This is a genomic window from Azospira sp. MPR-LB4 (genome assembly GCF_058809525.1).
Genome location: NZ_CM179521.1, coordinates 522,779 through 546,009 on the forward strand (window position 1 = coordinate 522,779; position 23,231 = coordinate 546,009).

Here is a 23,231-nt window from a genome sequence, read left to right on the forward strand (position 1 = left end):
GATTGACATAAACGAATCAGAAACGCCGCTCGGAAGCGGCGTCGGAAGGGACCGATTACTCGGCAGCTTCTTCCACTTCAACGAACTCGTCGTCGCCGCCGGTGGCAGCCACGATTTCCTGCAGGGACATGCTGCGGCCTTCCAGGATGGCATCGGCCACGCCACGGGCGTACAGGCGGATGGCGCGGGAGGAGTCGTCGTTGCCGGGGATCACGTAATCCACGCCTTCGGGGGAGTGGTTGGTATCAACCACAGCGATCACGGGGATGCCCAGCTTATTGGCTTCGGTGATGGCGATCTTGTGGTAGCCCACGTCCACCACGAACAGGGCGTCGGGCAGGCCGGCCATGTTCTTGATGCCGCCGATGGACTTCTGCAGCTTTTCCAGTTCGCGCTTCTGCATCAGGGCTTCCTTCTTGCCCAGACGCTCGATGGAGCCGTCCTCGACGGACTGTTCCATGTCCTGCAGACGCTTGATGGACTGCTTGACGGTCTTGAAGTTGGTCAACATGCCGCCCAGCCAGCGCTGGTCAACATAAGGGGTGCCGGCGCGCTGGGCTTCTTCGGCGATGATCTCGCGAGCCTGGCGCTTGGTACCGACGAACATGATGGTGCCCTTGTTGGCGGCCAGCTTCTTCACGAAGGCCATGGCTTCGTTGTACTTGGCCAGGGTCTTTTCCAGGTTGACGATGTGAATCTTGTTGCGGGCACCGAAGATGTACTGAGCCATCTTCGGGTTCCAGAAACGGGTTTGGTGGCCGAAGTGAACACCGGCTTCCAGCATCTGACGCATAGTTGCGGACATATAAAACTCCTCAAGGGTTGAACCGCCATCCGCCGCATTACAGCTTTAAAAGCCACTACTGCCACCCGCAAAGCGGGCACCCTAGATAGAGGCGGATGTGAGTGATTTGCCCGGAACCGGACCACCCGGTTCCATGACATGCAGGCCTGGCAAAACAGTTTCGCCAGCCCCGTCTTCCCGGTTTCGATGGACCGAAGCCGAAAAGCCGCAGGATTTTAGCATTTCATCGCTTTTTACTCAAGGCGAACCACCGGCCGCCAAAATTGCCTAAGGGTGGCGCCTTCTATATCCTTCGCCCTTCAACCCGCATCAGACAAAGAGCCGCAATGAGCGTCATCATCAAAACCGCCGACGAAATCGAAAAAATGCGTATCGCCTGCCGCCTGGCGGCGGAAGTGCTCGACCACGTCACCCCCTATGTGAAGCCCGGCGTCACCACCGGCGAACTGGACCGCATCTGCCACGACTACATGGTCAATGTGCAGGGCTGCATCCCCGCCCCCCTCAACTACGCCCCGCCGGGCTACACGCCCTACCCCAAGTCCATCTGCACCTCCATCAACCACCAGGTGTGCCATGGCATCCCGGGGGAAAAGCCGCTGAAGAACGGCGACATCGTCAACCTGGACATCACCGTCATCAAGGACGGCTTCCACGGCGACACCAGCCGCATGTTCGTGGTCGGCGAAGGCTCCATCCTGGCCAAGCGCCTGTGCGAGATCACCCACGACTGCATGTGGATCGGCATCAACCAGATCAAGCCCGGCGCCCACCTGGGCGACATCGGCGCCGCCATCCAGAAATATGCGGAAAATGCCGGTTTTTCCGTGGTCCGGGAATTCTGCGGCCACGGCATCGGCCGCAAGTTCCACGAAGACCCCCAGGTCCTGCACTACGGCAAGGCCGGCACCGGCATCGAACTGAAACCCGGCATGATCTTCACCGTGGAACCCATGATCAACGCCGGCAAGGCCGCCATCAAGGAAATGGGCGACGGCTGGACCATCGTCACCAAGGACCGCAGCCTTTCCGCCCAGTGGGAACACACCATCCTGGTCACCGAAACCGGCTACGAAGCCCTGACCGTCTCCGCCGGCAGCCGCCCCAAACCCGACTGGATCTGAAGCCCATGCCCAGCAGCGCCCCCGCTCCCCATCCCCTGGCCCATTACAAAGCCATGCTGCAGGAAGGGCAGCAGGCGCTGAAGTCGGACTACCAGTCCCAGGGCGATGCCGCTGCCCTGCTGCGGCAACGCTGCAGCAACATCGACAAACTGCTGGTGCAAATCTGGCAGGACCAGCAGTTCCCCTCCTCCCTGGCCCTGGTGGCCGTGGGCGGCTACGGCCGTGGCGAGCTGTATCCGGCCTCCGACATCGACCTGCTGCTGCTGTTGCCGGAGGAGCCCGACGAGGCCCTGAAGGGCAAGCTGGAACAGCTGGTGGGCCTGTTCTGGGACATCGGTCTGGAAATCGGCCACAGTGTCCGCACCCTGGAAGAATGCCTGCAGGAGGCTGCCGGCGACATCACGGTGCAGACGGCCCTCATCGAAGCCCGCCTGCTGAGCGGCGACCAGGCCCTCTTCAGCCGCTTCCAGCAGGGACTGGCGGCCACCCTGGACCCCCAGACCTTCTTCAAGGCCAAGAAACTGGAGCAGGATGAGCGCTACATCCGTTTCCATGAAACCCCCTACGCCCTGGAGCCCAACCTCAAGGAAAGCCCGGGCGGCCTGCGGGACCTCCAGGTGGTGCTGTGGGTGGCCCAGGCGGCCGGCCTGGGCCGAACCTGGCAGGACCTGGAACGGGGCGGTTTCATCACCGCCGAGGAAACCCAGGCCCTGATCGAGGCCCAGGGCCTGCTGGAGACCCTGCGGGTCAGGCTGCACCTGCTCACCGGCCGGCGCGAGGACCGGCTGCTGTTCGACGTGCAGACGCCCATGGCGGCGGACATGGGCATCGAAGCCACGCCCACCCGCCGCTCCAGCGAACAGCTGATGCAGCGTTACTACCGCAACGCCAAGCTGGTGACCCAGCTCAACATCATCCTCATGCAGAACATCGGGGCCGCCATCTTCCCGGCCCAGGAACGGGCCCCCGAAGCCATCGACGCCGATTTCCAGAAGGCCAATGGCCTGCTCGACGTCAGCGACGAAGAAGTCTTCCAGCACCGTCCCGGCGCCCTGCTGGAAGCCTTTCTCCTGCTGCAGCAGAACCCGGACCTGAAGGGCATGACCGCCCGCACCCTGCGCGCCCTGTGGCGGGCCCGCCTGCTCATCAACGACGAATTCCGCGCCGATCCGGCCAACCGGGCCTGCTTCCTCAAGCTCTTCCAGCAGAAGCAGGGCATCGTCCACGAATTCCGCCGCATGAACCAGTACGGCATCCTGGGCCGCTACATCCCGGCCTTCGGCGCCGTGGTGGGCCAGATGCAGCACGACCTGTTCCATGCCTACACGGTGGACCAGCACATCCTCCAGGTGATGCGCAACATGCGCCGCTTCACCATGGAGGAATTCGCCCACGAATACCCCCTCTGCTCCCGCCTGGTGGCCGGCTTCGACCGCCCCTGGCTGCTCTACATCGCCACCCTGTTCCACGACATCGCCAAGGGCCGGGGCGGCGACCACTCCAGCCTGGGCATGGCCGACGCCCGCGCCTTCTGTGAAAACCACGGCCTGGCGCCGGAAGACACGGAGCTGGTGGAATGGCTGGTGGGCCAGCACCTGGTCATGTCCCAGGTGGCCCAGAAGGAGGACATCACCGATCCCGAAGTGGTGGCCGCCTTTGCCGCCCGGGTCAGGGACGAACGCCATCTCACCGCCCTCTACCTGCTCACCGTGGCCGACATCCGGGGCACCAGCCCCAAGGTGTGGAACGCCTGGAAGGGCAAGCTGCTGGAGGACCTCTACGGCATGACCCTGCGCCTGCTGGAAAAGGGTGTCACGCCCGAACCCCACGGCGTCATCGAGGAGCGCCAGGAGGAGGCCCTGCGCCTGCTGCGCTACTTCGCCCTCTCCGACACGGTGCACCAGGGCCTGTGGAAGCAGCTGGACACGGTCTATTTCCTGCGCCACTCGGCCGAGGAAATCGCCTGGCATACCCGCTGCCTGCACTACCGCATCCACCACGACGAGCCCCTGGTGAAGGCCCGCCTGCGCCAGATCCAGGACTGCAGCGAGGCCACCGAGACCCTGCAGGTGATGGTCTACACCCGGGATCAGCCGGACCTCTTCGCCCGCCTCTGCGGCTTCTTCGGCCGCGCCGGCTTCAACATCGTCGACGCCAAGATCCACACCACCCGCCACGGCTACGCCCTGGACAGCTTCATCCTGCTTGACGTCTCCAACCGGGAGATTCCGCGGGAAATGGCCAGCTATGTGGAACACGAACTGACCGAGGCCCTGCTCCACCCGGGGCCGCCGGAGGCACCGCCCACCGGCCGCCTGTCCCGCCAGGTGCGGCACTTCCCCATCGCGCCCCAGGTCAGCCTGCTGCCCGACGACCGGGGCCACTGCGTCCTCTCCATCGTCGCCGCCGACCGTCCCGGCCTGCTCTTCTCCGTTGCCCAGACCCTGGCCCGACACGGCGCCGGGCTGCAGACGGCGAAAATCGCCACCCTGGGCGAACGGGCCGAGGACACCTTCCTCGTTTCCGGCGGCGACCTGGACCAGAGCAGCAAGCGCATCCGTCTGGAAACGGAATTGCTGGAAATGCTGCAGGTCTAGGGCAGACTCCAGGCGGCGGACTGCGCCATGAAAAAAAGGAGGCCGCGGCCTCCTTTTTTAATCCTCCGCCCCCGTGCCGGGGCCCTCGGGAAACAACTCCTCGATGAAGCCGAAGCGGGAAAAGTCCCGGATGCGAGCCGGATAGAGCAGGCCGTCCAGATGGTCGCACTCGTGCTGCACCACCCGGGCGTGGAAACCTTCCACCACCCGCTCCAGGGGCTCTCCCTCGGGGGTGAAGCCGCTATAGCGCAGGCGCTTCCAGCGGGGCACCCAGCCGCGCATGCCGGGCAGGGAGAGACAGCCTTCCCAGCCCTCTTCCTCCTCGCTGTCGAGGGGCTCCAGCTGCGGATTGAGCAGCACTGTGAAGGGAATGGCCGGGGCCTCCGGATAGCGCTCGCTGCTGTCGAAGCCGAACACCACCAGGCGCAGGTCCACGCCGATCTGGGGCGCCGCCAGGCCGACGCCGCCCTCCGCCACCATGGTCGCTTCCATGTCCGCAATCAGGGCGGCCAGGGCCGGAGTGCCGAACTCGGTGATTTCCCGGGCCCGCTGCCGCAGCACCGGATGGCCCATGCGCAGGACGGGACGGGCGACGCCGGCGGCCATGGTCAGTCCCGGGCGCCGTGGTTGGCGACCAGCTGCTCGATGATGCCCCGCACCCGCCCCATGGCGTTCTGCAGCACGTCCTCGATGGACTCGAAGTGGATGCCGTCCCGGCTCTCGCCGCGGCCGGCGGCGTAGTTGGCCACCACGTTGATGGCGGCATAGGGCAGATCCAGCTCCCGGGCCAGCACCGCTTCGGGCATGCCGGTCATGCCCACCAGGTCGGCGCCGTCCCGCTCCATGCGGTTGATTTCGGCGGCCGTCTCCAGGCGCGGCCCCTGGGTGGCGGCATAGACGCCACCCATGCGCACCTCCTCGCCGATCATGGAGGCGGCGGTGAGTATCTGGTTGCGCAACAGCTCGTCGTAGGGATGGGTGAAATCCACGTGGGTCACGGTGCAGCCGTCGCCTTCATGGAAGGTGGAGCGGCGGCCCCAGGTGTAGTCGATGATCTGGTGCGGCACGACGATGTCGCCGGGGGCCAGGTCGCCGCGGATGCCGCCGACGGAAGCCACGGAGACGATGGCTGTGGCCTTCTTCGACCACAGGGCCCACAGGTTGGCGCGGTAATTCACCTCGTGGGGCGGAATGGTGTGGCCGTAGCCGTGGCGGGCGACGAACATGGCGGGCTGGCCGCAGATGTTGCCGAAGGTGACAGGCCCGGAGGGCTCGCCGTAGGGGGTGCGGACGATTTCCCGGTGGGAAATGTCCAGGTTGGCCAGCTGGGTCAGGCCACTGCCGCCGATGATTGCAAGCATTGCGGGAAAACTCCGAAGATTGGCCGGTGGCGGCGAAAGCCGCCGCCGGGATTACTCGTCCTTGAGGGCGTAGATGGCCGGCAGGTTGCGCCAGGCGCCGTAGGCATCCATGCCGTAGCCGAAGACGAAGCGGTCGGGCACCTTGAGGGCCGCGAAATCGGCAGTCACGGGCTTATTCTTGCCGTTTTCCTTGTCCGTCGCCACCGCCAGATAGACGGCCTTGGCCCCCTGGTGCAGCAGGCGGTCCTTGATGGCCGCCAGGGTCACGCCTTCGTCCAGGATGTCGTCCACCACCAGCACGGTGCGGTCCTTGACGCTGGTCCAGGGCGCGGCGCGCCAGGACAGGGCGCCGCCGGCCGTATCCTGACCGTAGCGGGTGGCATGCAGGTAGTCGAAGTCCGCCGGGAAGGGCAGGCGGGCCATCAACTGGCCGGCAAAGACCACGCCGCCGGTCATGACGCAGAGGATCAGGGGATTGCTCTCCCCCAGGCGGGCGGTGATTTCCGCCGCCACCCGGTCCACGGCGGCGGACACGGTTTCGGCGGAATGGACCAGTTCTCCCCGGGCCAGCAGGGCCAGGGCTTCTTCGCGGGTAGCCATGGGCTGCTCCTTCTTATTTCAGGGAATCGAGATAGGCGCCGAAGGCGGCCCCCACTTCGGGATGGCGCCGGCCCAGGTCCACCGTGGCCTGCAAATAGCCCAGCTTGGAGCCGCAATCGTAGCGGGTGCCGGCGTAGCGGTAGGCCAGCACCTGCTCTTCCGAGAGCAGGGAAGCGATGCCGTCGGTGAGCTGGATTTCGCCGCCGGAGCCTTTGCCGATGCGCTCCAGGTGGTGGAAGATGCGCGGCGTCAGGATGTAGCGCCCGACCACCGCCAGGGTGGAAGGGGCCTCCTCGGGCTTGGGCTTCTCGACGATGGCGGCGATCTGCTCCAGGCGCTCGGCCACCGGCTTGGCGTCCACGATGCCATAGCTCTTGGTGTCGGCCCGGGGCACGTCCTGCACGCCCAGCACGGAGCAATGGTAGTAGTCGTAGGTGTCCACCATCTGCTTCATCACCGGCGTCTCGCCATCCAGCAGGTCGTCGGCCAGGATCACGGCGAAGGGCTCGTCCTGCACCACCGGCGCCGCGCACAGCACGGCGTGGCCCAGGCCCAGGGCCTCGGGCTGGCGGATATAGATGCAGTTCATGGACTTGGGCAGCATATCCTGCACGAACTTGAGCATTTCGGTCTTGCCCCGCTCGGCCAGTTCCTTCTCCAGTTCGTAGGCCTTGTCGAAATGGTCCTCGATGGCCCGCTTGCTGCGGCCGGTGACGAAAATCATGTCGGTGATGCCGGCCGCACAGGCCTCTTCCACCGCGTACTGGATCAGGGGCTTGTCCACGATGGGCAGCATTTCCTTGGGACTGGCCTTGGTCGCCGGCAGGAAGCGGGTTCCCAGACCGGCCACGGGAAAGACGGCCTTACGCACTTTTTTCATTGGATTTTTCCTCATTCAGCAGATTCAGGAGGGCCGTCTCGTCGAGCACGGGCACCCCCAGTTTCAAGGCATTTTCCAGCTTGGAGCCGGCTTCCTCGCCGGCCACCACATAATCGGTCTTCTTCGACACCGAGCCGCTGACCTTGCCGCCCTGGGCCTCGATGCGGGCCTTGGCCTCGTCCCGCTTCAGGGTCGGCAGGGTGCCGGTGAGGACGAAGGTCAAGCCCGCCAGGGGCCGGGGCCCCAGGGCCTGGGCCGGCAGGGCCGCCAGCAGTTCCCGCCGCAGGGCCGCCAGGGCCGTCAGGCGGGCGCGGTTGCCCTCCTCCTCCAGCCAGGCCAGCACCGCGGTCGCCACCTCGGCGGGCAGGGCCGCCAGTTCCAGGCAGCCGGGTGCCAGGGCCGCCAGTCCCTCGCCTTCAGGCACCAGATCGGCCAGCTGGCGCGCCCGCACCGGCGTCAGGCGGGGAATGCCGAGGGCTGCGTAGAGTTCGGTCCAGCCCAGGCGGCCACCCAGCTCGGGGCTGGGGGCATGTTCGTCGGCCGGCGCCACACCGGCCGCCAGCAGGGCATCCACGGCGGCGGCATTGTGGGGTTCGGCGAAGAAGTCGGCAATGGCCGTGGCCACGGTGGCGCCGATATCCGGCAGGGCCGCCAGGAGGGGCGCCGGAGCCCGGCGCACCACGGCCAGGGAGCCCAGCCAGTCGGCCAGGGTCTTGGCCGTGGATTCGCCGACGTGGCGAATGCCCAGGGCGAACAGCAGCCGCGCCAGGGGCGGCGTCTTGCTGGCGGCGATGCCGGCCAGCAGGTTCTCCGCCCAGCGGGTGGCGATCTGGCCCTGCTTCACCGTCTCCGGCGTGACGCCATCCCGCTCGTCGGCGAGGCGCTTCATTTCCAGCAGGTCGGCCAGGGTCAGGCGGTAGAGGTCGGCAACGCCGTGGATCAGGTCGAACTCCACCAGCCGCTCCACATAGCGCTCCCCCAGGCCCTCGATGTCCATCATGCGGCGCCCGGCGAAGTGCAGAATGGCCTGGATGCGCTGGGCCCGGCAGGCGAAGCCGCCGGAACAGCGGGCCACTGCCTCGCCCTCCTCCTTCACCACATGGGAGCCGCACACCGGGCAGCTGCGGGGCATCTGGAAGGGCGTGGCGCCGGCGGGACGGCGCTCGGCCACCACCCCCACCACTTCGGGGATGACGTCGCCGGCCCGGCGCACGATGACCGTGTCGCCGGTGCAGAGGCCGCCCTTGCGGGCCATTTCGTCCTCGTTGTGCAGGGTGGCGTTGGTCACCGTGACGCCGCCGACGAAGACCGGCTGCAGCCGGGCCACGGGAGTCAGGGCGCCGGTGCGGCCGACCTGGATGTCGATGGCCTCGACCACGGTCAGGGCCTCCTGGGCCGGATACTTGTGGGCCACGGCCCAGCGCGGCTCCCGGGAGCGGAAGCCGAGGCGGGCCTGCAGTTCCAGGGAATTGACCTTGTACACCACGCCGTCGATGTCGAAGGGCAGGCTGTCCCGCAGGGCGCCCATGCGCCGGTGGAAATCGGCCAGGCCGGCGGCGCCCCGCACCACGTCCCGGTGCTGGCACACGGGCAGGCCGAAGGCGGCCAGGGCGTCGAGCAGGCCGGCATGGGTGGCGGGCAGCGTCCATCCGGAGACGGCGCCGATGCCGTAGGCGAAGAAATTGAGGGGGCGGCTGGCGGCGATGGCCGGGTCCAGCTGGCGGATGCTGCCGGCCGCGCCGTTGCGCGGATTGACCAGGGTCTTGTCGCCCCGGGCCAGGGCCTTTTCGTTGTAGCGGGCCAGGTCGTCCCGGCGCATGTACACCTCGCCCCGCACTTCCAGCAGGGGCGGCAGGCTTGCCGCCGGGCCCTGCAGGCGCAGGGGGATGGAACGCACGGTGCGCAGGTTCTGGGTGACGTCCTCGCCGCTGGCGCCGTCGCCCCGGGTGGCCCCCTGGACGAGCACGCCGTGCTCGTAGCGCAGGCTCACCGCCAGGCCGTCGAACTTCAGCTCGGCGGCGTATTCCACCGGCGCCGCGCCCTCCTCCAGCTCCAGCTCCTTGCGCACCCGGGCGTCGAAATTGAAGGCGCCGCTGGGCTCCGTATCCGTCTCGGTCTGGATGGAGAGCATGGGCACCGCATGGCTGACGCTGGGAAAACTGTCCAGGGGCTTGCCGCCCACCCGCTGGGTCGGCGAATCGGCGCTGAGCAGCTCCGGATACTCGGCTTCGAGGGCCTGCAGTTCCCGGAACAGACGGTCGTATTCCGCGTCCGGGACCGTCGGCGCATCGAGCACGTAGTAGGCGTGGTTGTGGCTTTCCAGCTCGGCCCGCAGGGCCGCGGCCCGGGCCCGGGCGACTTCCCCCACCGGCATCAGGCGAACAGGCGCAGGGAGAGGGAACCGCCGGCCACCAGGCCGCGCTGGGCCATGGCGCCCTGGTACTGGGCCACCTGCTTGCGGATGGGCTCCAGCAGGGCCTCGGTCAGGGGCTGACGGTTGTCGTCCACCACCACCCCGTGCAGGGAATCGGCGAAGCGGCGGGCCAGGTCGCCCATCTGGTTGAAGACCCGGTCGCCGTTGGGCACCCGGGGCACATCCAGGAGGAAGGTCAGGCCGTGGCAGGAGAGGGTCTTCATGGCCTCGGCGGTGAAGGGCTGCTGGCTCTGGTGGCTGAGGGTGTACAGCACCCGGCCGTCGTCGTCACGGCGGACGAAGGCACCGTCGGCTTCCAGCACCATGCCGGCGGCTTCGGCCAGGGCGCGGATCTTGGTGCCGGGGAAGAGCTGGCCCACGGCCACCACGTTGATGCCGATCTGGATATCCACGTCGGCGCAGAAGCGGTCCAGTTCGTAGGCGTCTTCCAGGGCCGACTTGCGGGTCGGCAGGTCGGCCACGGCCATGAATTCCTCGGCCAGCTGGCGCATGGCGGTGTGGAAGATGGACAGCTCGGCGTCGGAAATGGCGCCGCGGCGGTCCGCCAGCTGCACGCCGATGCGCAGGCGGCGGTACTCCTGGGGACTGTTCTCGTCCATCACTTCCCACTCGCCGCTGCCTTCGTTGAGGCCGACCCAGGTGACCCGCTTGCCGATGCGCAGCAGGGCTTCCCGCTGGGACTGCATGAACTGGCCGGCGGGAATGAAATCCACGGTTTCCAGGGCCACGATGTAGTCGGCGGCCGGAGAGAGCAGGAAGGTGGGCAGGGCCGGCGCCATCAGGGTGCGGGGGGCCTCGGCTTCGCCCGGGGCTGGCATCTCGCTGGCGGGTGCCCGCGCAGCCACGGCCGGCGCGGCTTCCCGCAGGGGCATGGCGATCGGGTCGATGGACAGGGCACCCTGGGCCTGTGTCGCGGCGAAGGCAGGCGCAGCGGGCTTCACCGCCAGGGCAGGCTCGGCATCGAAGTCCAGGGCGGATTGGGGCGTGGCCTTGGCGGCGGTCCGGGGTGCTTCGGCGGCATAGACGGGTTCGGCCGCCGGGGCCGGTTCGTCGTCGAAGTTGAACACCGGTTCCTGGCGCGCGGCCGGGGCCGGCTCCGCCTCTGCCTCGAACACCGGCTCCTTGCGCTGGGCCAGCTGGGGCGCGCGGATGATCTCGCCGTTTTCGTCGCGCTGGATGAGGACGGCGTATTCCTCCTCGCCCTCTTCCTCCACGGCATCCTCCTCGCCGTCGAGCAGCACGTCCTCGTCGCTGGGACGCAGCATCTGCTCGGCCACCTGGCGGTGCTTGCGCTCCTGCCACTTGTTGTAGGCCAGCACGCCAACCACGGCGACGCCGCCGAAAGCCAACAGGCCAATATGCAATTCGGTCATGGCTTTTCCTTTTCCATCGGGGTCATGCGGCCACCTGTTCGCGCATGCGCAGGGCCTCGGCGATATCCACCTCGACGATCCGGGACACCCCGGATTCCTGCATGGTCACGCCCACCAGTTGCTGGGCCATTTCCATGGCGATCTTGTTGTGGCTGATGAACAAAAACTGGGTATTGGCAGACATGCGCTTGACCATCTCGGCAAAGCGCTCGGTATTGGAATCGTCCAGGGGCGCATCCACTTCGTCGAGCAGGCAGAAGGGCGCCGGGTTGAGCTGGAACATGGCGAACACCAGGGCGATGGCGGTGAGGGCCTTCTCGCCGCCGGAGAGCAGATGGATGGTGGCGTTCTTCTTGCCCGGGGGCTGGGCGGTGATCTGCACGCCGGCATCGAGGATCTCGTCGCCGGTCATCACCAGCCGGGCCTCGCCGCCGCCGAAGAGAGTCGGGAACAGTTCGCCGAAGTGCCGGTTCACCGTGTCGTAGGTGGCCTGCAGCAGGTCCCGGGTTTCCTTGTCGATGCGGCGGATGGCGTTTTCCAGGGTTTCCATGGCGGTGTTCAGGTCTTCCGCCTGGTCGTCGAGGAACTGCTTGCGCTGGGTCGCCGATTCCAGTTCCTCCAGGGCCGCCAGGTTCACCGCTCCCAGTTCCAGGATGGCCTTCTGCAGGCTGCCGATGGAGCTTTGCAGGCTGCTGGCCTTGGTGCCGGCGAAGGCCTGGGCCTGTTCCGCCAGGACTTCCTCGTTGGCGCCGGCTTCCAGCAGCTGGGCGGTGAGCTGTTCCACATTGAGGGCCGCCGCCTGTTCCTTGAGGCGCAGTTCGCCGACCCGGTCGCGCATGGGGTTGAGGCCCTGCTCGATCTTCAGGCGCTGCTCTTCCAGCTGGCGCAGGGCCTGGGTGGCGTTTTCCATGGCCTCCCGCTGGGCCGCCAGGGCCTGCTCGCGCAGCACGCGCTGTTCCAGGGCTTCCTGCAGCTTGGGTTCGAGAATCTCGACCTGAAGGTTTTCCCGGGTCTGGCGGCACTGGGCCAGGTCGTCGGCGATGCGCTGCAGCTGGCGCTGGGACATGACCCGGTTGTTGGCCACTTCGGCCAGCTTGCCTTCGGCCTCGCGCAGGGAGAACTGGGCTTCCCGGTGTTCCCGCTCCACGTTGGCCAGGGCCTCCCGCTCCTCGCGCAGGGCCCGGTCCGCCTCTTCCAGGCGGGCCCGCACGCCGGCGAAGCGGGCATGGAGGGCGTCCAGGTTTTCCCGCTGCTGGGCGATGGCCTCGTCGGCGATGAAGAGGCGCTCCTGCTCCACTTCCTCTTCCGCCGCCAGTTCGGCCGCGGCCTGTTCGATCTGGGCGTGGCGCTCCCGGATGCGCTCGAGAATCTGGTTCTGCCGCATCACTTCCATCTGCAGGGTGTGGATGCGGTCCTGCTGTTCCTGGGTGCGGCGGCGCAGGTTCTGGCTGTCGCTCTGGCCGGCGGCGATGCGTTCCTCCACTTCGGCCAGGCGGGCCTGGGCGGTTTCCACCGCCAGTTGCTTGTCGTCCAGGGCGGCGGCGAGGGCCTCGATTTCCCGCTGGCGTTCCAGCAGGCCGTGTTCGGCCGAATCGGGGGCGAACAGGGTCAGGCTGTGACGGCTCAGCAGATGGCCTTCCCGGGTCACCAGCAGCTGGCCGGGGGCCAGGCTGGCGCGCCGCTGCAGGGCCGCCTCCATGCTGTCCACGCAATCGATGCCGTGCAGCCAGTCGGCCAGGACGCCGGCCAGGGCCGGCTCATGGCAGCGGATGCGGCCCAGCAGGCCGCCGGCCGGGGCTTCGGCGGCGCCGGAGAGGAGCAGGGTCAGCTTGCCCGCCGGCTTGTCGTCCACCAGGGCGGCCAGGGCCACCGGGTCTTCCAGGGAAACGGCGTTGAGGCGTTCGCGCAGCACGGCTTCCACCGCGTCTTCCCAGCCCGCGTCCACCTCCAGGCGCTTCCACAGGGGGGTGCGGCTTTCCAGGCCGTGGCGGCGCAGCCATTCACCCACCTTGCCGCCGGACTGGACCCGCTCCTGCAACTGTTCCAGGGCGGCGCGGCGGGCGCGCACATCGGCCACGTCCTTCACGGCTGCCTGCACTTCCTCCAGCAACTCGCGGCGACGGGCCTCGAGCTGGGGCAGTTCGCCCTGGGCGGCGCCCAGTTTGTCCTGCAGGGCGATCAGGCGCTCCTGCTGTTCGGCCAGTTCCTCGGTCTTCAGGTCCAGCTCGCTGGTATCCGGATCGGCCAGGCTTTCCCGCTCCTGCTCCATGCGGTTGCGGCGCTGGGCGATGCTTTGCAGGGTGCGCTCGGCATGGCTGCGGTGGGTCTGTTCCACCTGCAGTGCCTGCTCCACCTTGGCCATCTCGGCCCGCTGCTGGTTGAGGGCCTCCTGGGCCGCCGCCTGGGCCTCCTCGGCCATGGGCAGGCGTTCCTGGCGGGCCTCCAGCTTCATCTGGGCCTGTTCCTGGCGGCCTTCGGCCACCAGTTGCAGTTCGCGCCAGCGTTCCTCGTCCATGTCCAGGCGCTCGGCCTGTTCCTGCCAGTGCTGCTGCTCGCCTTCCAGCTGGGCCAGACGGGATTCCAGCTGCACGCCGGATTCGCGCTGGTGGCGGATTTCCGTTTCCAGCCGGGCCACGTCCGCATTGACTGCGAAGAGGTCGCTCTGGGCCTGGTGCACGCCGTCGCTGGCGGCGAAATGGGCTTCCCGGGAGGCTTCCAGCTGGGCCTCGATGTCGCGCAGGGCGGCGGTCTGGCCTTCCAGGTCGGTGCCGGCCCGCTCGATTTCCATGGCGAAGCGCTGCTGCTCGGCCTTGGCCTCGTTGCGCCGCAGCACCCACAGCACCTGCTGCTTCAGGGTCAGTTCGTCGTTCAGCTGGTGGTACTGGCGGGCCACGGCGGCCTGGGCTTCCAGGCGCTCCATCTGGCCGGCCAGCTCGAGACGGATGTCCTCCACCCGCAGCAGGTTTTCCCGGGTGTCGGCCAGGCGACCTTCGGTTTCCTTGCGCCGTTCCTTGTAGCGGGTGACGCCGGCGGCCTCTTCCAGGAACACCCGCAACTCGTCGGGCTTGGCCTCGATGATGCGGGAGATCATGCCCTGGCCGATGATGGCGTAGGCCCGGGGGCCCAGGCCGGTGCCCAGGAACAGGTCGGTGATGTCCTTGCGGCGGACCTTGATGTTGTTGATCAGGTAGTCGGACTGGCCGGAACGGGTCAGCACCCGCTTCACCGACAGTTCGGCGTACTGGCTCCACTGGCCCATGGCCCGGCCCAGGGAATTGTCGAAGATCAGCTCGACGGAGGCCCGGGACACCGGCTTGCGGTTGGAGGAGCCGTTGAAGATGACGTCCTGCATGGACTCGCCGCGCAGCTCCGAGGCCTTGGACTCCCCCAGCACCCAGCGCACCGCGTCCATGATGTTGGACTTGCCGCAGCCGTTGGGGCCGACGACGCCCACCAGCTGCCCCGGCAGGGCCACCATGGTGGGATCGACAAAGGATTTGAAGCCGGCAAGTTTGAGCTTGGTCAGGCGCATCGGCGGGTCAGTCAGGCGGCGGGTCGGCCGGAGGAGAAAACTTGGTTTTTCCCCCGAAAAGCCCGGATCGCGTTTCTCGTTAATCCAAATGAAACGAAAAGGGCGCCAGAAAAGACTGCGGGCGCCCCGGAATCCACATACATGGGCGCGTATAATAGCATTTTGCCTGTGGCGGACGAACTACCCCGCCATCATGCCCCGGTCCTTTTTCACCGGCAGAAACCGGGACCGGGCCGGGCAGCAGCAAAAACTGGCCGTCCGCCGACAGTTTCATTCAGGCAACGGCAGTGCGGCGCCCCGCCTGAAGCGCCTCGGCGTGGCAGGCGACATGTCCGGTTTTCCGCCCTGCCGCACGACACCGCCGCCGGCAGACCAGCCCCGGCCAAGGCCCCACACGACCGATTTGTTGCACCCGGATTCCACTGAAATCAAACCCTGAGACCTCACCATGACCACCACTCCCCCCACCCCGCTCAACGATGCCGACCTGGACCGTCTGGAAGTCCTGCTGGACGACCCGGCCCTGGAAGACACCCTGCGCCTGGACGAAATCCAGGGCTACCTCTGCGCCACCCTGGGCGGCCCGGTGCCGGTGCCCGAAGAAGAATGGCTGGCCGAGGTCCTGGGCAGCGACGAAGCCGCCGCCAGCCCCGCCGGCCAGGAACTGACCGGCCTGCTGCGCCGCTTTGCCGCCGGCCAGGCCGAGCTGCTCAACTCCGGCGAGCCTCCCGTGCTGCTGCTCTACGGCCAGGAGGAAGGGGACGACGCCCCCAGCGATTTCGCCCCCTGGTGTTCCGCCTACCTGCTGGGCGTGGATGCGGCGCCGGAAGACTGGTTCGACGCCATCGCCGACGAAGAGGAACTGGAATGGCTGGACGAGCGCCTGTTCCCCTTCATGGTGCTGACCGGCGAAGCCGAGGCCGCCGCCAAGGAACACGGCGAGGAATGGCCCGACGGCAAGGAAAAGGCCGACATGGAAAAGCAGTGCCAGGACGACCTGCCCCTGGCCGTGGCCGAAATCCACCGCTTCTGGCTGGCCAAGCGCAACCCGGCCACCCAGCGCCGCGACGGCGACAAGGTGGGCCGCAACGATCCCTGTCCCTGCGGCAGCGGCAAGAAGTACAAGCAGTGCTGCGGCAAGGAATGAGCCTCAGCTGAAGCCCTGCCCCGGCGGCCCCGCGCCGCCGGGACCCACCCACCCCTTCCTTCCACCGGCGACGGCCTCCTGCCGTCGATCTTCCAGGATTCTTCCGATGCTGGAACGCTACTTCCAACTGTCTGCCCACGGCACCACCGCTCGCACCGAGCTCATGGCGGGGATCACCACCTTCCTCACCATGGCCTACATCATTTTCGTGAACCCGGACATTCTCTCGGCCGCCGGCATGCCCCGGGAGGCGGTGTTCGTCTCCACCTGCCTGGCCGCCGCCCTCGGCTCGGCCATCATGGGGCTCTACGCCAACTACCCCATCGCCCTGGCCCCGGCCATGGGCCTCAACGCCTACTTCGCCTTCACTGTCGTCGGCGGCATGCACTTCCCCTGGCAGACGGCCCTGGGCGCCGTCTTCATCTCCGGCTGCCTGTTCGTGCTGATCAGCCTGTTCCGCCTGCGGGAGGCCATCGTCAATGCCATTCCCCGCTCCCTCAAGTACGCCATCTCCGCCGGCATCGGCCTTTTCCTGGCCATCATCGGCCTCAAGAACGCCGGTCTCATCACCGCCCATCCGGCCACCCTGCTGACCCTGGGGGACCTGCACCAGCCGGGCGCCCTGCTGGCCATCGGCGGCTTCATCCTGATCCTGGCCCTGGAGCAGCGCCGCGTTCCCGGCGCCATCATCATCAGCATCCTGGCGGTCACCGCCACCTCCATGCTGCTGGGTCTGACGCCCTTCAACGGCATCGTCGCCATGCCGCCCAGCATCGCCCCCACCTTCCTGCAGATGGACCTGGAGGGCGCCTTCCACGCCGGCCTACTGACCGTGGTCATGACCTTCTTCCTGGTGGAACTGTTCGACGCCTCCGGCACCCTCATCGGCGTCTGCCACCGGGCCGGCCTGCTCGACGCCGAGGGCCGCCTGCCGCGCCTGAAGAAGGCCCTGCTGGCCGACTCCGGCGCCATCCTGGCCGGCGCCGCCCTGGGCACCTCCTCCACTACCGCCTACATCGAGTCCGCCGCCGGCACCTCCGTCGGCGGCCGCACCGGCCTCACCGCCGTGGTGGTGGCCCTGCTGTTCCTGGCCGCCCTCTTCCTCGCGCCCCTGGCCGGGGTGGTGCCGGCCTATGCCACCGCTCCGGCCCTGTGCTATGTGGCGGTGCTGATGGTGCGCGGCCTGGCCGAGATCGACTGGGACGACCTCACCGAGTCGGCTCCGGCGGTGGTGACGGCCATCACCATGCCCTTCACCTTCTCCATCGCCCACGGCATCGCCTTCGGCTTCATCACCTATGCCGCCCTCAAGCTGCTGTCGGGCCGGCAGGGCGACCTCAAGCCCATGGTGGTGGTCATCGCCCTGGCCTTCGTCCTCAAATTCGCCCTGCTCTGAGCCGCCCATGAACGACGCCTTTTTCGCCTCCCACATCCGCACCATTGCCGACTGGCCCCAGCCCGGCGTGCAGTTCCGCGACATCACGCCCCTGCTGCGGGACGGCGCCGCCTTCCGCCGCCTCATCGACGCCTTCGCCGAGCGCTATGCCGACAGCCACATCGACGCCGTGGTCGGCATCGACGCCCGGGGCTTCATCATCGGCGCCGCCCTGGCCTACCGGCTCGGCTGCGGCTTCATCCCGGTACGCAAGGCGGGCAAGCTGCCCTTCACCACGATGCAGGAGTCCTATGCCCTGGAATACGGCGAGGCCAGCATCGAGGTGCATACGGATGCGGCCCTGCCGGGGGAACACGTGCTCATCATCGACGACCTCATCGCCACCGGTGGCACCCTGCTGGCGGCGGTCAATCTCATGACCCGGCTGGGGGCCCGCATCATTGAAGCGGCGGCGGTGGTGGACCTGCCGGAACTGGGCGGATCGGCCCGTCTGGCGGAGGCCGGCCTGCCGACCTTCACCCTCCTCCGCTACTGAGGCGATAGGCTGCAGAACGGCTCAGGCAGCCGCTTCCACCCGTGCTTCCAGGCGGGTGGACAACAGGCTGGCGGCAGCGATCATGGCCCCGCCCAGCCACTCCCGCGCCCCCATGGCCTCCCCCGCCAGGAACCAGGCGGAGATGGCGGCAAAAACCAGCTCCGAGAGCAGGATGACGATGGCCCGGTTGGCCGCGGTGTGGTGCAGGCCGAACTGCACCACCCTGTTCACCAGCATCAGGATCACGCCGATACCCAGCAGCCACAGGACGCCGGCACCGCTCTGGGGCCACTGCATGGAGCCCCAGCCGGTGAGCAGCAGGGCACCGCTGATGACCAGGGCACCGACGAACATGGCGACGGACTTGACCTCGATGGAGAGGGCCTGGGCCCGTCGCGACAGCACGTTGGAACAGGCAAAGAAGAAGCCGGACGCCAGGCCCAGCCATTCGGCCCCATTGCGGGGCCAGGGCAGGCCCATGGCCGGATGCCAGAGCATGGCGGCGGCACCGCCCAGGGACAGGCCCACCACCGCCAGCCCCCACACCCCCAGCTGCTCCCCCAGCCACCAGCGTGCCAGCAGGATGGTCCACAGGGGCGCCAGGTAGAACAGCAGCAGCACCCGCATCACTTCCCCGTGCAGGGTGGCCAATACATAACCCATGTTGCAGGCGGCGCCGGCCAGGCCGATGGCCGCCAGCAGCCAGGAGGGCCGCAGGGCGGCCAGGGCCCGGCGCCAGAAGACCAGGGCCAGCGCCAGGGCCACCGCGTAGGTCAGGGCCGAGGCGGCGATGCCGCTGATGCCCAGGCCGGCCAGCACCCGGTAGGGATACCACAGCACACCCCAGACCAGGGCGCCGGTGAGCAGGGCGCCGACGGCCAGGTGGGTGCGCCTGCCATTTCCTCTCCGTGCCGCTTCTTCCCTCACGCTCCGCCCTTTATAATCCGTTGTTTTCAGCCCAGCCCCACACCGGGAACCCCGCCGTGAATCCATTTCTCGCCAAGCTGCAGCCCTACCCCTTCGAAAAACTGCGCCAGCTGTTCCAGGGCGTCACGCCCAATCCGGACTACCAGGAAATCAAGCTGTCCATCGGCGAGCCCCAGCACGCCACCCCGGGCTTCATCAAGGAAGCCCTGACGGCCAATCTGGGCGGCCTCGCCAATTATCCCACAAGCCAGGGAACGCCCGCCCTGCGCCAGGCCATCGCCGCCTGGATGGAGCGCCGCTACGGCCTGGCCGGCGTCAATCCGGACACCGAGATCCTGCCGGTGAACGGTTCCCGCGAAGCCCTCTTCGCCTTCGCCCAGACCGTCATCGACCCCAGCCGCGGCTACGTGCCCCTGGTGGTCAGCCCCAATCCCTTCTACCAGATCTACGAAGGCGCGGCCTACCTGGCCGGGGCCGAACCCTACTTCCTCAACACCCTGCCGGAGAACGACTTCTCCCTGGAACTGGAGGCCCTCTCCGAGGCCGACTGGGCCCGGGTGCAACTGCTCTATGTCTGCTCCCCCGGCAACCCCACCGGCAAGGTGCTGGACCTGGAAGACTGGAAGAAGCTCTTCGCCCTCTCCGACAAGTACGGCTTCGTCATCGCCTCCGACGAGTGCTACTCGGAAATCTACTTCGACGAAGCCAAGCCGCCTCTGGGCGGCCTGCAGGCTGCAAAACAGCTGGGACGGGGTTTCGAGCGCCTGGTCATGTTCTCCTCCCTCTCCAAGCGCTCCAACGTGCCGGGCCTGCGCTCCGGCTTCGTCGCCGGCGATGCGGCAGTGCTGAAGAAATTCCTGCTCTACCGCACCTACCACGGCGGCGCCATGAACCCGGCGGTGCAGGCGGCCTCCGCCATCGCCTGGAACGAGGAAGCCCATGCGCGGGAAAACCGTCGCCAGTACAAGGAAAAGTTCGATGCGGTGACGCCCATCGTCGCCTCCGTGCTGCAGACCGGCCTGCCGGATGCCAGCTTCTACCTGTGGGCCCGCACGCCCATCGCCGATACCGAGTTCGCCCGCCGTCTGCTCGCCGACTATAATGTCGTGGTCCTGCCGGGCAGCTACCTGGCGCGCGAGGCGCGGGGCGTGAATCCCGGCGAGAATTTTGTCCGGATCGCCCTGGTGGCCCCCCTGGCCGACTGCCTGGAAGCCGCCGAACGCATCCGCCTCTTTGTGCAGCAACTCGAACAGCAACCCTAACCCCCAAAACGGAAACTACAACATGCAAGAACTGCAACAGATCATCGAAGACGCCTGGGAAAACCGCACCTCCCTGCAGCCCGGCACCGCCCCAGCCAAGATCGGCGAAGCCGTGGACCACGTGCTGGAACAGCTGGACAAGGGCACCCTGCGCGTTGCCGAGAAAATCAACGGCGACTGGGTCACCCACCAGTGGATCAAGAAGGCCGTGCTGCTCTCCTTCCGCCTGCAGGACAACGTGCTGCAGCAGTCCGGTGACCTGCGCTTCTTCGACAAGGTGCAGACCAAGTTCGCCAACTACGACGAACACGCCTTCCGTCAGGGCGGTTTCCGCGTCGTTCCGCCGGCCGTGGCCCGTCGCGGCTCCTACATCGCCAAGGGCGCCGTGCTGATGCCCTCCTACGTGAACATCGGCGCCTACGTCGATGAAAACACCATGGTGGACACCTGGGTCACCGTCGGCTCCTGCGCCCAGATCGGCAAGAACGTGCACCTCTCCGGCGGCGTCGGCATCGGCGGCGTGCTGGAACCCCTGCAGGCCAACCCCACCATCATCGAGGACAACTGCTTCATCGGCGCCCGCTCCGAAGTGGTGGAAGGCGTCATCGTCGGCGAAGGTTCCGTCATCTCCATGGGCGTGTATATCAGCCAGTCCACCAAGATCTACGACCGGGAAACCGGCGAGATCAGCTACGGCCGCATCCCCCCCGGCTCCGTGGTCGTCTCCGGCAACCTGCCGGCCAAGGACGGCAGCCACAGCCTGTACTGCGCCGTGATCGTGAAGAAGGTGGACGCCCAGACCCGGGCCAAGACCAGCATCAACGAACTGCTGCGCGACTAAGCCAATAACAACAGGGGCGCCACGAGGCGCCCCAATCTTTTCGGCGGGAGGGAGGAAGCGTGATTCTCGACAAGCTGTTCCAGCTGATGGCGGAAAAGCAGGCCTCGGACATTTTCATCTCCGCCGGCGCCCCCATCCACATCAAGATCCAGGGCAACACCATCCCGGTGAACCAGCAGATGATGGACCCGGCCATGATCGACAAGATCGCCGAGGAACTGCTGAACGCCGAGCAACTGGCGACCTTTGGCCAGACCATGGAAATGAACCTGTCCTTCGGCATGTCCGGGGTCGGCAATTTCCGGGTGAATCTCTTCCGCCAGCGCGGTTCCACCTCCATCGTCATCCGCTACATCCTGGGCAACATCCCGGCCCTGGACAGCCTGGGGCTGCCTCCGGTGCTGAGCGAACTGATCATGGAAAAGCGGGGCCTGATCCTCATCGTCGGCTCCACCGGCTCGGGCAAGTCCACCACCATCGCCTCCATGCTGGATCACCGCAACGCCAACCGTTCCGGCCACATCCTGACGGTGGAGGACCCGATCGAATTCCTCTTCAAGCACAAGAAGTCGATCGTGAACCAGCGGGAAATCGGCATGGATACTGCCGATTGGGACAATGCCCTGAAGAACGCCATGCGCCAGGCCCCGGACTGCATCCTCATCGGCGAAATCCGGGACAAGCAGACCATGTCCGCTGCCCTGGCCTACGCCCAGACCGGCCACCTGTGCCTGGCCACCCTACACGCCAACAACAGCTACCACGCCCTCAACCGCATCATCAATTTCTTCCCCCTGGAAAACCGCTCTGCCCTCAACCTGGACCTGTCGGTCAGCCTCAAGGCCATCATTTCCCAGCGGCTGCTGAAGAAGCCGGACGGCAAGCGCATTCCCACGGCGGAAATCCTGCTCAACACCCGCCACATCCAGGAACTGATCGAACGTGGTGAGATCAATGCCATCAAGGAGGCCATGGAACAAAGCCTGGCCCCCGGTTCCCAGACCTTCGAGCAGGACCTGTTCCGCCTCTACAAGACCAATGTCATCACTCTGGAAGAGGCCCTGGGCACCTCCGATTCGCCGACCAACCTCTCCTGGCTGATCAACAACTCGGAGTTCGGCAACAGCGGTACCGCCACCATCGAGGAAGCGCCGGCCGAACCCTCCATCGACCCCCATGTCACCAATCCAACGGGGGGCGCCTCCTTCAAGGAATTCACGCTCAGCATGAGCGACGAATAAGATCATCACTCCACCACCATTCATGTCCCAGCCCATTTCCTGCACCAGCGACCCGACCCTGGACCTGGCTGCACAGCTCATTTCCCGCCGCTCCGTCACCCCGGAAGACGGCGGCTGCATGGACCTCATCAGCGCCCGCCTGAAGCCTCTGGGCTTCACCCTGGAAGCCATCAACCAGGGCAACACGGTGAACCTCTGGGCCCGCCGCGGCAGCGCCGCTCCCCTGGTCTGCCTGGCCGGCCATACCGACGTGGTGCCCACCGGCCCCGTGGAACAATGGGCCTCCGATCCCTTCACGCCGACCCTGCGCGACGGCATGCTCTATGGCCGCGGTGCCGCCGACATGAAGGGTTCCCTGGCCGCTTTCGTCACCGCCGTGGAAACCTTCGTCGCCCGCCATCCGCAGCACCAGGGCTCCATCGCCTTCCTGCTCACCTCCGATGAGGAAGGCGACGCCACCGATGGCACCGTGGCCGTGGTGGAAGCCCTGCAGGCGCGCGGTGAAGGCATCGACTGCTGCATCGTCGGCGAGCCCACCTGCGTCAATCGCCTGGGCGACATGGTGAAGAACGGCCGCCGCGGCTCCCTCTCCGGCCGCTTGACGGTGAAGGGCATCCAGGGCCACATCGCCTACCCGCACCTGGCTAAGAATCCGATCCATCTGGCAGCGCCGGCCATCGCCGAACTGGCGGCCACCGAGTGGGACCAGGGCAACGAGTACTTCCCGCCCACCACCTGGCAGGTCTCCAACATCAGGGGCGGCACCGGCGCCACCAACGTCATTCCCGGCACGGTGGACATCCTCTTCAACTTCCGCTTCTCCACCGCCAGCACCCCGGAAGGCCTGAAAAGCCGTCTCGAAGCCGTCCTCGCCAAGCACGGCATCGACTACGACCTGGCCTGGACCCTGGGCGCCAAGCCCTTCCTCACGGGGCGTGGCCCCCTGGTGGATGCAGCCATGGCAGCCATCCGCGAAGAGCTGAATATCGAGACCGAACTTTCCACCACCGGCGGCACTTCCGACGGCCGCTTCATTGCCGAAATCTGCCCCCAGGTGATCGAGCTGGGGCCGGTGAATGCCACCATCCACAAAATCGACGAGTGTGTGGAGGCAGCCGCCCTGCCCCGCCTCTCCGCCACCTATTGCCGCATCCTGGAAAAACTGCTGACCTGACC

General features: G+C 67.1%; 18 protein-coding genes. 9 read left to right on the forward strand and 9 right to left on the reverse strand.

Annotation, left to right across the window (positions count from 1 at the left end; translation table 11 throughout):
* Window positions 1–55: 55 nt before the first annotated feature.
* Window positions 56–805, reverse strand: coding sequence for a 30S ribosomal protein S2 (gene rpsB / locus AC3QLZ_RS02485; RefSeq protein ID WP_014237725.1), 750 nt, complete (start codon window positions 803–805; stop codon window positions 56–58).
* A 326-nt stretch (window positions 806–1,131) separates the two neighbouring features.
* Here rpsB and map point away from each other — a divergent pair, with 326 nt between their 5' ends.
* Window positions 1,132–1,929, forward strand: coding sequence for a type I methionyl aminopeptidase (gene map / locus AC3QLZ_RS02490; protein WP_014237726.1), 798 nt, complete (start codon window positions 1,132–1,134; stop codon window positions 1,927–1,929).
* 5 nt (window positions 1,930–1,934) lie between these two features.
* Window positions 1,935–4,526 carry a [protein-PII] uridylyltransferase gene (locus AC3QLZ_RS02495; RefSeq protein ID WP_014237727.1) on the forward strand — a complete coding sequence of 864 codons (2,592 nt, stop codon included), beginning with the start codon at window positions 1,935–1,937 and terminating at the stop codon, window positions 4,524–4,526.
* Between the two features lie 57 nt (window positions 4,527–4,583).
* Here the strand turns inward: AC3QLZ_RS02495 and def are convergent, their stop codons facing one another.
* The 7 genes from def to smc are packed head-to-tail and all read right to left on the reverse strand — an operon-like array spanning window position 4,584 to window position 14,706.
* Entirely contained in the window at window positions 4,584–5,132 is a 549-nt protein-coding gene (gene def / locus AC3QLZ_RS02500) for a peptide deformylase (protein WP_014237728.1), read from the reverse strand.
* 2 nt (window positions 5,133–5,134) lie between these two features.
* Window positions 5,135–5,887 (reverse strand): S-methyl-5'-thioinosine phosphorylase, encoded by a 753-nt coding sequence (locus AC3QLZ_RS02505; protein WP_014237729.1) that lies wholly within the window; start codon window positions 5,885–5,887, stop codon window positions 5,135–5,137.
* A 51-nt stretch (window positions 5,888–5,938) separates the two neighbouring features.
* On the reverse strand, window positions 5,939–6,487 hold the full coding sequence (locus tag AC3QLZ_RS02510) for a hypoxanthine-guanine phosphoribosyltransferase (protein ID WP_014237730.1): 549 nt from the start codon (window positions 6,485–6,487) through the stop codon (window positions 5,939–5,941).
* Window positions 6,488–6,500: 13 nt separating this feature from the next.
* Window positions 6,501–7,367, reverse strand: a complete 867-nt coding sequence (gene galU / locus AC3QLZ_RS02515; RefSeq protein WP_014237731.1) for a UTP--glucose-1-phosphate uridylyltransferase GalU — start codon at window positions 7,365–7,367, stop codon at window positions 6,501–6,503.
* Entirely contained in the window at window positions 7,351–9,741 is a 2,391-nt protein-coding gene (ligA, locus tag AC3QLZ_RS02520; RefSeq protein ID WP_014237732.1) for an NAD-dependent DNA ligase LigA, read from the reverse strand. Before ligA ends, galU begins: the two co-directional genes overlap by 17 nt.
* Window positions 9,741–11,174, reverse strand: a complete 1,434-nt coding sequence (locus AC3QLZ_RS02525) for a cell division protein ZipA C-terminal FtsZ-binding domain-containing protein (RefSeq protein ID WP_014237733.1) — start codon at window positions 11,172–11,174, stop codon at window positions 9,741–9,743. Before AC3QLZ_RS02525 ends, ligA begins: the two co-directional genes overlap by 1 nt.
* Before the next feature lie 22 nt (window positions 11,175–11,196).
* Complete coding sequence (gene smc / locus AC3QLZ_RS02530) at window positions 11,197–14,706, reverse strand: chromosome segregation protein SMC (protein WP_492783307.1); 3,510 nt, start codon at window positions 14,704–14,706, stop codon at window positions 11,197–11,199.
* A gap of 448 nt (window positions 14,707–15,154) precedes the next feature.
* On the opposite strand from smc, the gene AC3QLZ_RS02535 reads away from it, so the two are divergent.
* The 3 genes from AC3QLZ_RS02535 (at window position 15,155) to AC3QLZ_RS02545 (ending at window position 17,784) form a co-directional block, all read left to right on the forward strand.
* Entirely contained in the window at window positions 15,155–15,853 is a 699-nt protein-coding gene (locus AC3QLZ_RS02535) for a YecA/YgfB family protein (protein WP_014237735.1), read from the forward strand.
* A gap of 106 nt (window positions 15,854–15,959) precedes the next feature.
* Window positions 15,960–17,249 carry an NCS2 family permease gene (locus tag AC3QLZ_RS02540; RefSeq protein WP_014237736.1) on the forward strand — a complete coding sequence of 430 codons (1,290 nt, stop codon included), beginning with the start codon at window positions 15,960–15,962 and terminating at the stop codon, window positions 17,247–17,249.
* 7 nt (window positions 17,250–17,256) lie between these two features.
* Window positions 17,257–17,784 (forward strand): adenine phosphoribosyltransferase, encoded by a 528-nt coding sequence (locus AC3QLZ_RS02545; RefSeq protein ID WP_014237737.1) that lies wholly within the window; start codon window positions 17,257–17,259, stop codon window positions 17,782–17,784.
* A gap of 21 nt (window positions 17,785–17,805) precedes the next feature.
* Here AC3QLZ_RS02545 and AC3QLZ_RS02550 read toward each other — a convergent pair whose 3' ends face one another.
* Window positions 17,806–18,711 carry a DMT family transporter gene (locus AC3QLZ_RS02550; protein ID WP_014237738.1) on the reverse strand — a complete coding sequence of 302 codons (906 nt, stop codon included), beginning with the start codon at window positions 18,709–18,711 and terminating at the stop codon, window positions 17,806–17,808.
* 56 nt (window positions 18,712–18,767) lie between these two features.
* Between AC3QLZ_RS02550 and dapC the strand changes: the two genes are divergently transcribed.
* The 4 genes from dapC to dapE are packed head-to-tail and all read left to right on the forward strand — an operon-like array spanning window position 18,768 to window position 23,229.
* Entirely contained in the window at window positions 18,768–19,973 is a 1,206-nt protein-coding gene (gene dapC, locus AC3QLZ_RS02555) for a succinyldiaminopimelate transaminase (protein WP_014237739.1), read from the forward strand.
* Between the two features lie 22 nt (window positions 19,974–19,995).
* Window positions 19,996–20,814, forward strand: a complete 819-nt coding sequence (gene dapD, locus AC3QLZ_RS02560; protein ID WP_014237740.1) for a 2,3,4,5-tetrahydropyridine-2,6-dicarboxylate N-succinyltransferase — start codon at window positions 19,996–19,998, stop codon at window positions 20,812–20,814.
* 59 nt (window positions 20,815–20,873) lie between these two features.
* Window positions 20,874–22,055 carry a PilT/PilU family type 4a pilus ATPase gene (locus AC3QLZ_RS02565; protein ID WP_014237741.1) on the forward strand — a complete coding sequence of 394 codons (1,182 nt, stop codon included), beginning with the start codon at window positions 20,874–20,876 and terminating at the stop codon, window positions 22,053–22,055.
* Between the two features lie 22 nt (window positions 22,056–22,077).
* Window positions 22,078–23,229, forward strand: coding sequence for a succinyl-diaminopimelate desuccinylase (gene dapE, locus AC3QLZ_RS02570; RefSeq protein WP_014237742.1), 1,152 nt, complete (start codon window positions 22,078–22,080; stop codon window positions 23,227–23,229).
* The last annotated feature ends 2 nt before the right edge of the window (window positions 23,230–23,231 follow it).

Bases quoted from the DNA above. Each gene is read 5' to 3' on its own strand.
- ligA (WP_014237732.1), bottom strand. From the start codon at position 9,741: ATGCCGGTGGGGGAAGTCGCCCGGGCCCGGGCCGCGGCCCTGCGGGCC.
- AC3QLZ_RS02525 (WP_014237733.1), bottom strand. From the start codon at position 11,174: ATGACCGAATTGCATATTGGCCTGTTGGCTTTCGGCGGCGTCGCCGTG.
- dapE (WP_014237742.1), top strand. From the start codon at position 22,078: ATGTCCCAGCCCATTTCCTGCACCAGCGACCCGACCCTGGACCTGGCT.
- def (WP_014237728.1), bottom strand. From the start codon at position 5,132: ATGGCCGCCGGCGTCGCCCGTCCCGTCCTGCGCATGGGCCATCCGGTG.
- AC3QLZ_RS02495 (WP_014237727.1), top strand. From the start codon at position 1,935: ATGCCCAGCAGCGCCCCCGCTCCCCATCCCCTGGCCCATTACAAAGCC.
- map (WP_014237726.1), top strand. From the start codon at position 1,132: ATGAGCGTCATCATCAAAACCGCCGACGAAATCGAAAAAATGCGTATC.
- dapD (WP_014237740.1), top strand. From the start codon at position 19,996: ATGCAAGAACTGCAACAGATCATCGAAGACGCCTGGGAAAACCGCACC.
- AC3QLZ_RS02510 (WP_014237730.1), bottom strand. From the start codon at position 6,487: ATGGCTACCCGCGAAGAAGCCCTGGCCCTGCTGGCCCGGGGAGAACTG.
- AC3QLZ_RS02540 (WP_014237736.1), top strand. From the start codon at position 15,960: ATGCTGGAACGCTACTTCCAACTGTCTGCCCACGGCACCACCGCTCGC.
- AC3QLZ_RS02535 (WP_014237735.1), top strand. From the start codon at position 15,155: ATGACCACCACTCCCCCCACCCCGCTCAACGATGCCGACCTGGACCGT.
- AC3QLZ_RS02545 (WP_014237737.1), top strand. From the start codon at position 17,257: ATGAACGACGCCTTTTTCGCCTCCCACATCCGCACCATTGCCGACTGG.
- rpsB (WP_014237725.1), bottom strand. From the start codon at position 805: ATGTCCGCAACTATGCGTCAGATGCTGGAAGCCGGTGTTCACTTCGGC.
- smc (WP_492783307.1), bottom strand. From the start codon at position 14,706: ATGCGCCTGACCAAGCTCAAACTTGCCGGCTTCAAATCCTTTGTCGAT.
- galU (WP_014237731.1), bottom strand. From the start codon at position 7,367: ATGAAAAAAGTGCGTAAGGCCGTCTTTCCCGTGGCCGGTCTGGGAACC.
- AC3QLZ_RS02505 (WP_014237729.1), bottom strand. From the start codon at position 5,887: ATGCTTGCAATCATCGGCGGCAGTGGCCTGACCCAGCTGGCCAACCTG.